Annotated in this window: 7 protein-coding genes and 2 pseudogenes; 1 reads left to right on the top strand and 8 read right to left on the bottom strand. The window is 35.1% G+C overall.

The window, feature by feature from the left end:
• The first annotated feature begins 2 nt into the window (after nucleotides 1–2).
• The gene (locus ARSQ2_RS11960; protein ID WP_202880395.1) at nucleotides 3–191 is read left to right on the top strand and encodes a transposase; all 189 of its coding nucleotides are present in this window, start codon (nucleotides 3–5) and stop codon (nucleotides 189–191) included.
• Here the strand turns inward: ARSQ2_RS11960 and ARSQ2_RS12775 are convergent.
• The 8 genes and pseudogenes from ARSQ2_RS12775 to ARSQ2_RS06985 all read right to left on the bottom strand — a co-directional run.
• Nucleotides 155–289, bottom strand: a pseudogene (locus ARSQ2_RS12775) (deoxyribose-phosphate aldolase); the annotation flags it as partial. The gene ARSQ2_RS11960 and the pseudogene ARSQ2_RS12775 overlap by 37 nt on opposite strands.
• Nucleotides 290–370: 81 nt before the next feature.
• Nucleotides 371–1,657 carry a NupC/NupG family nucleoside CNT transporter gene (locus ARSQ2_RS07015; protein ID WP_181994848.1) on the bottom strand — a complete coding sequence of 429 codons (1,287 nt, stop codon included), beginning with the start codon at nucleotides 1,655–1,657 and terminating at the stop codon, nucleotides 371–373.
• Entirely contained in the window at nucleotides 1,593–1,733 is a 141-nt protein-coding gene (locus ARSQ2_RS07010; RefSeq protein ID WP_181994847.1) for a hypothetical protein, read from the bottom strand. The genes ARSQ2_RS07015 and ARSQ2_RS07010 overlap by 65 nt, the downstream gene beginning before the upstream one ends.
• A gap of 281 nt (nucleotides 1,734–2,014) precedes the next feature.
• Nucleotides 2,015–2,814: pseudogene (locus ARSQ2_RS14815) on the bottom strand (TatD family hydrolase).
• The gene (locus ARSQ2_RS07000) at nucleotides 2,804–3,871 is read right to left on the bottom strand and encodes a patatin-like phospholipase family protein (protein ID WP_181994846.1); all 1,068 of its coding nucleotides are present in this window, start codon (nucleotides 3,869–3,871) and stop codon (nucleotides 2,804–2,806) included. The pseudogene ARSQ2_RS14815 and the gene ARSQ2_RS07000 overlap by 11 nt, the downstream one beginning before the upstream one ends.
• Before the next feature lie 198 nt (nucleotides 3,872–4,069).
• The gene (gene prfC / locus ARSQ2_RS06995; RefSeq protein ID WP_181994845.1) at nucleotides 4,070–5,659 is read right to left on the bottom strand and encodes a peptide chain release factor 3; all 1,590 of its coding nucleotides are present in this window, start codon (nucleotides 5,657–5,659) and stop codon (nucleotides 4,070–4,072) included.
• 364 nt (nucleotides 5,660–6,023) lie between these two features.
• Nucleotides 6,024–6,368, bottom strand: coding sequence for a hypothetical protein (locus ARSQ2_RS06990; protein ID WP_181994844.1), 345 nt, complete (start codon nucleotides 6,366–6,368; stop codon nucleotides 6,024–6,026).
• Nucleotides 6,369–6,595: 227 nt separating this feature from the next.
• A complete protein-coding gene (locus ARSQ2_RS06985; RefSeq protein ID WP_338078265.1) occupies nucleotides 6,596–6,913 on the bottom strand; it encodes an esterase/lipase family protein in 318 nt (105 codons plus the stop codon).
• Between the last annotated feature and the right edge of the window lie 904 nt (nucleotides 6,914–7,817).

The raw sequence follows: 7,817 nt of genomic DNA, 5'->3' as shown, positions 1-7,817 counted from the left end.
ATATGGTGGAATATTTGCCTACCTATTCCCCAGATCTTAATCCAATTGAACATAAATGGGCACAAGCTAAATGCAAAAAAAAGAGCGCTCGGATGCGACACAGATATTTTGTTCGCACTCAATATGGTGTAATCAAAACTAAGTCGCTTAGCTATATCGCGGCAGTATTTCCTTGTGCAGTTTTGGCTTGATGGCATAAAATCTTCACTTTTTCATCAGTATCGTCATCATTTAGCAGAGTTAAATACATTAAATTTAATGCGCGTTGTGCAGCAAGTTTTAATTCCATAATATAATTCTCAAAGCTACTGACATTATTGCTTTAGCAATTAAACAATCGTTCAATGTTTCATATACCAAGCAGATTAAGTTACATAGTCGCTAACGATAAAAAGAAGCTAGCAATAGTGGCACTCATCAAATTAGATAACGAACCGGCTAATACCGCTTTCAAACCTAATCGAGCAACATCTTTACGACGGTTTGGGGCAATTCCACCTAAACCACCCAGTAATATGGCTACTGACGCTAAATTAGCAAAACCACACAATGCAAAAGAGATTATGGCTTTAGTATGTTCAGAAAGTACTTGTTTACCGGCGGCAATAACTTCACTATCAGGTTTTAAGTATTCGCCAAAATTCATATAAGCAACAAATTCATTGACCACTAACTTTTGCCCAATAAAAGAACCGGCAATTGTCGCTTCATGCCAGGGTATACCAATCAAATAGGCAATTGGCGCAAAGATCCAGCCTAAGATTAATTCTAATGATAAGCCTGGTACATGGATCCAGCCACCAATCACCGATAAAATACCGTTAAGTAACGCTATTAATGCAACAAATGCCAGCAACATCGCACCGACATTTAGAGCGAGTTGCATGCCGGAAGAAGCGCCAGTGGCGGCAGCATCAATAATGTTAACTGGGCGTTCTTCGCCGCTCGCCAAACTGACCATATTCATTGCATCGTGAGTTTTCTCTGTCTCCGGTACCATCAATTTGGCAAATAACAATCCCCCTGGTGCTGCCATAAAAGATGCTGCGATCAGATATTCCATTGGCACCCCCATTTGCGCATAGCCGGCCAATACCGAGCCAGCAACCGAAGCTAATCCAGCACACATAACAACAAATAACTCAGAGTTTGTCATGGTGGCAATATAGGGTCTGACAACCAAAGGCGCCTCTGTATGACCGACAAAAATATTAGCGGTCGCTGATAGTGACTCAGTACGTGAGGTGCCTAATATCCATTGCAAAAGTCCACCTAAGATTTTGATAAAAAACTGCATAATACCAAGATAATAAAGTACGGCTATCAATGACGAGAAGAAAACAATGACCGGTAAGACACGTAAGGCAAAAATAAAACCACGACCGCCAAACAGTTCAAACATTTTATTAGAGACTAAACCACCAAAAACAAAATCCATGCCAACTTGTCCATAACCAATCATGCTAGAGATTACATCTGATACAGTTTCCAAAGTGCGGCGACCGGCAGGGATATAAAGAACAAATGCGCCAATTGCCATTTGAATAAAAAAAGCACCAAATACGGTACGGAATTTAATTGCCCGACGGTTACTAGAAAAAATGATAGCCATGAAAATCAATACTACCATCCCTAGCAGGCTCATAATGAGTTGCATGAATAATATCCCTGTGTATTATTATTATATAGCTAAGCGACTTAATTTTGATTACAAAATATATGTTTTTCTCCAATATAAATTTACTGATATAGAGTAATTACTTTTAATCATTTTAAAGTCGCCCAGCTATATAACAAATGAAAATTTATATAGTTTAAAAAATAAACTGCCAGTTTAATGCGCAGACATTATAACGATTTCGCATTAATAACTGACAGTCGGTATCACAAATAATCATAACGAAAAATCACGAAAAAATAAATTTTGCGACACATATCACTTACGAAAAGCGATATTGCCGGCAAAAATTATCTAAAAATACCATAATTATAATTAAATAACTTATTGGTATGATTATTTAGCTATATTAGTCTGCTCTTTTTTAATATTAAAGAGTTGCAAACTATTATAAAGCTGTGTTGCAATTTCCTCTGCTGACTCTTGCCGAAGGTTACATAGTCCCTCAAATACCAAACCTATTCTTTCAGGACGATTAACCTGCCCCTGAAATCCAGCTAATGGCATATCAGGGGCATCAGTTTCAAGTACTAATGGCGACAGCGGCAATTGCGCAGCTACTGCTCTGGTTTTCTTAGCCCGTTGATAGGTGATAACGCCACCAATACCGATAAAATAACCTAAACGGATAAAAAAGCATTCGCTTGCGATAAACTGCCTGCAAATCCATGAATGACTCCCTTTTTCGGCACGTCAAATCGTCTTAATAAAGCAGCTAGTTGATAATGATTTTTACGCGAATGAAGAATAACCCGTAAATCATACTGTTTAGCCAGCTGTAATTGTTGGATCAGCAATGCTTGTTGTTGCTTAACGGCAGCATTAGTAACAAAATAATCTAAACCTATTTCATCAATAGCAACACATTTATATTTATTGCTGTTTTGCTGCAATAATGCCACTAATTTAGCAAAATAATCAGATAAAAAATCTGCAATATACAAAGAATGAAAACCCAATGCAGCATATAAATGCGGATATTGTTGTGCCAGTGAATATACTCGCTCAAAATTCTCAATACCAACCACCGGGACAATGATATCAGTCACGCCAGCTTTCACCGCGCGCGAAAAGCTATCTTCAATATCATGGATAAAAGGACGAAAATCAAAATGATAATGGGTGTCAACGAACATCAATGGCTAATCCTTCATCACCTGATTTTGGTTCTTCATCTTGTTTATTCGAAATTATCTCCGCAGACAAAGATGCCGAATTAGCAACCTGATTATTTTCAACAGAATACGGGTAAGATGCTAAATTATCAGTAAAAAAATAGTGTTTTAAACTAGTTAAAAAATAGCTGCCACATTGACGCCCAATATGATAATCAGTCTCTAAGGTTGACGCACGGCTACCTAATGCACAACTCATTAAAGGTTTCGGTGGATAAATTTCAAAAATTTGGATCCCTGGTGGTGGCGCAGCAATAAATTTTTGTGTCTGTTGATAGCTTTTAATATGTACTTTTATCATCTTAGCCATCCGCCGTATATTGCGGTGTTCCAACCAGCGAGTCATCCTCTTTAACCATTCAGATGTATAATAAATTCCCGAAGGAACCGTTCTAATTACCACAATTGTTTTTGCCCCACGACGATAAGCTTCTTCAACAGGAATTGAAGCCGTTATACCACCATCATGATAAAGCTCCCCATTAAATAGTGCTCCCTGGCGATAAAAGCCGGGGATAGCACTTGACGCCCGAATAATATCTAGCCAACTATCTTGTGTTGGTTGAAAATAAACCGGACTAAAATCCTCGTAGCGACATGCACTGATTAAAAATTGACGCCCGCTGTCTAAGTAAGACAATCCAGTAGAGAAATCAAGGGGTAATTCACGGGAGGTAATATCAATTAGCCAATCTAAATCAATCATATGCCCACCACGAATAAAATGTAGTGGATTAAAAAATTGAGATTTAGTGGTATAATGAGTTATCACCTTACGGGCATAACCACGCTGTTGGCAAAGATAGGCCGATAAATTTTGTGCGCCTGCGGATGTCCCTATCATGATGTTAAATGGGTTGAAACCAACACGGAGAAATTCATCCAATACACCGGCGGTAAAAATACCACGCTGTCCACCCCCTTCACAAACTAATGCTATTTTACCGAGGTCAAATGCATTATCCTCGAAGGCTAAAGGCTCAATATTACCCAATGTGACTGATATATGTCTTCCCATATTGCTTTCCCCCCTTAAAACTGATAGTAGACCCTCTAAATACAATCTGCTATTCAAAATCTACTATTGGGTTTAATAGTGAGATTCTTAGCGGCTTAAAAATTTGGGAGAAACCAATAAATACAGCAATTGAAAAATAGTCATACCCCCACTAATAACAAGTGAGGGTAATGTAATAAAAAATCAATATGCCATAAATTAATGCTCTCGCGTTTTGCAGAACCGAATTTCAGGGTAGCGTTCGCGGGTTACATTAAGATTTACCATCGTTGGAGCAATATAACTAAGGTTATCGCCACCATCTAAAACCAGGTTTTGTTCATTTTTACGTTTGAACTCTTCTAATTTTTTTACGTTATCACATTCGATCCAACGTGCAGTTGACACATTTACTGGCTCATAAATCGCTTCAACATTATATTCACTCTTCAAGCGCGCTACCACCACATCAAACTGAAGCACACCAACAGCACCAACAATAAGATCATTATTGGCCAAAGGACGAAATACCTGAACCGCACCCTCTTCGGATAACTGAACCAATCCTTTAAGTAACTGTTTTTGCTTTAACGGATCACGTAAACGGATGCGTTTGAATAGTTCAGGCGCAAAATTAGGAATACCGGTAAATTTTAACACTTCTCCCTGGGTAAAAGTATCACCAATCTGAATACTGCCATGATTATGCAAGCCAATGATATCACCTGGAAACGCTTCTTCAACATGGGAACGATCACCGGCCATAAAAGTAAGCGCATCTGAAATAACCACCTTTTTTTTATTTCGTACCTGATAAAGTTTCATACCCTTTTGATAACAACCAGACACAATCCGCAAAAAAGCCACCCGATCACGATGTTTGGGATCCATATTGGCTTGTATTTTGAACACAAAACCAGAAAATTTTTCTTCCTCGGCATTAACAATACGACTATCAGCCTGCCGAGGCATAGGAGTTGGCGCCCAATTGACCAAACCATCTAACATATGATCAATACCAAAGTTACCTAAAGCGGTGCCAAAAAAGACGGGGGTTAACTTGCTTTGTAAAAATGCGTCTAAATTGAATTCATGAGAAGCACCCTTTACTAGTTGAAGCTCTTCTCGTAGCTGAGCAGCAAAATCGTCTCCAATAACTTTGTCCAATTCGGTATTATTTAATCCTTTAACAACAACAACGTCTTGAATAGCATGCCCTTGCCCACTCTGGTATAAAATAGTTTCATTACGATAAAGATGATAAACCCCTTTAAATAACTTGCCACAACCAATTGGCCAGGTAATCGGGCTACAAGCGATACTCAATTCACTTTCAACCTCATCCATTAATTCCATTGGATCGCGAATATCGCGATCCAATTTGTTCATAAAGGTTAAAATAGGTGTATCACGTAACCGTGTTACTTCCATCAATTTACGCGTACGATCTTCAACGCCTTTAGCTGCATCAATCACCATCAAACAACAATCGACCGCCGTTAAAGTCCGATAAGTATCTTCCGAAAAATCCTCATGCCCTGGGGTATCTAGCAAATTAATCAAGCAATTTTGATAAGGAAATTGCATTACCGAAGTGGTAATCGAGATCCCGCGCTGTTTTTCCATTTCCATCCAGTCAGATTTTGCATGTTGATTCGAACCACGCCCCTTCACTGTGCCCGCTTTTTGAATAGCTTGGCCAAACAACAGTACTTTTTCTGTGATCGTGGTTTTCCCTGCATCAGGGTGAGAAATGATAGCAAAGGTTCTGCGCCGCGCTATTTTCTGACAAAAATTATTCTCTTTCATTATAACTACACAACATGATGTATAAAAAATTGGCAAAAATTCTACACTGACAAAGCCATTTTGAAAACAATTACTAACTTATTAAAAAACATTTTTTAGTTAGCCAATAAAATTAAATATAAAAAAGTAAAGAAAATTTTTTAACTAAATATAGATTATTTAATTAAATTAGAAAATCTATTATTAATTATATTAAAGTCACTAAATAAAATATTTATTATAATAAACAAGACGATTAAATGAAAAATTTTTACATAATATGTCAGATATTAACATATTATTCTTGTAATACATATGATTAATAGCTATTAAGAATAATCTTAATAAATAATAGATTAATATTATTACCAAATGGTGTTCTTTACTATTTTATTTTATAAGCCTTTTTTGCTAACATTTTTGCATGATTGACATAAATTTGAGGGACATCATATTTATTTGAAACAAATCCAGCAATTTGATTAACGATATCAAAATTATCCATATTATAATCATCACGGATTAATTTACCTAACCGCATACTATAACGTCCTACAAGACCATCTTTTTCTTTTACAAAAAATTTATTCAACTGTCGCAGTGGTAGATGAGAAATATCAAAAATATTTATTCCTATATCAAGAAATGAATTTTTAATAAAACTACCGTATGAATAGTAATGCACGCCATTAACAACCTCATCACCTTCTCCTCCCCATTCTGTTAGCAAACCTTGCGTATATTTTTATAGCTAAGCGTCTTAATTTTGATTACAAAATATATGTTTTTCTCGAATATAAATTTACTGATATAGAGTAATTACTTGTAATCATTTTAAAGTCGCCCAGCTATATTAAATTCATTGACCACTTTCGTCGTCAATCATTCTAATGCCTTGACATCGTCTTGCCGTTTCAATGTACCCGATGAAAAAAAGAAATAAATTTGAAAAATACTTCAGTAGTAGTAACCAATCTTTCTGCTGACATGCCTGGTAGCAAAATTTTTTCTAAGCAGATCAGCGATTTCAGAACTATAATTCACTCCATTTATTGTTGTTACTGAAGCAATATTGTCTGGATAATTTGCAGCAACATAACGTGCATATAAAGCCCCTTGACTATGAGCAATCAAGTTGACTTTTTCAAAGCCTGCTTTTCTTTTTATCTCATCGATGAATTCCCAAAGTTGCTCTCCATTTACTTCATTTGAATTAGCTCCAGACAACGTAGGTATATATACATTATAATCTTTTTCTTGGAATCGACTTTCAATAGAAAAAATATGGATAGCCAGCTATTCTATCGAAACAAAAGAATCCATGAACTAAAATAATACGATATTTCGTCGACATAATCTCTCCTTATTAAGGTAATTTAATATTAAAAATAGATTTTAATACTTTATAAAAATAATTAATTACAAAATAGGATTATCACATTAGATAATTTATTCTGATAAAAGGTAAGATAAATAATATTATATAACAAGCTACTTAAACTCACTGGTATAAAAATTTAAATTAATGTTTGATAAGTTAATATTATTTATGAAAGTGAATAATATAAATGTAATCATTACCATATAAAAATATGAAATAATATAAAAATGCCGTCCATTTAAGATGGAATTTAAAAATTTTTCTAAAAAAGTAATTAATTTAATAACAGAAAACAAGATAAATTATCACCATAATTAAGTTTATCAATTAACTCATCAAGCTGTTGGTGTAAATTAAAGTATGCTGAGTTACAGTCGAATAATGACAAAAAATTAATTGAATACTCTCCATTGACACCTCAATATCATAATCTGACTGGACATAAAATAATGTTTTAATATAAAAATAATCAACAATATAATAGTAAAGTGATCGTAAACTCTTTTTTAAATCATATAAACCAAATTTTTATTATATATTCGATAAAGAAAATAGTTCTTTAATACATATGGTTCAGCTAAACAACTAGTTGATAGAATTTTTTGCCATTCACTATCCAGTTTTTCCCAATTAACTGCCATATTTTCATTTAGCGATTCTGACTCTAAATCAAAAAATGCATAGTTTTGCCAAAAGCCGGTAATAAATAATGTTTAGAGCGAGCTGTGTGTGGTATAGCTAAGCGACTTAATTTTGACGACATTATTTATATGAGCTATTCAATTGATTTTAGACGTA

The sequence above is a fragment of the Arsenophonus endosymbiont of Bemisia tabaci Q2 genome (genome assembly GCF_902713415.1).
Lineage (GTDB): Bacteria > Pseudomonadota > Gammaproteobacteria > Enterobacterales > Enterobacteriaceae > Arsenophonus.
Note: the sequence above shows the minus strand (reverse complement) of the source record. Positions and strands in the feature narration are given on the sequence as shown.

Coding starts and splice junctions, on each gene's coding strand:
- prfC (WP_181994845.1), bottom strand. CDS start 5,659: ATGAAAGAGAATAATTTTTGTCAGAAAATAGCGCGGCGCAGAACCTTT.
- ARSQ2_RS11960 (WP_202880395.1), top strand. CDS start 3: ATGGTGGAATATTTGCCTACCTATTCCCCAGATCTTAATCCAATTGAA.
- ARSQ2_RS07015 (WP_181994848.1), bottom strand. CDS start 1,657: ATGCAACTCATTATGAGCCTGCTAGGGATGGTAGTATTGATTTTCATG.
- ARSQ2_RS07000 (WP_181994846.1), bottom strand. CDS start 3,871: ATGGGAAGACATATATCAGTCACATTGGGTAATATTGAGCCTTTAGCC.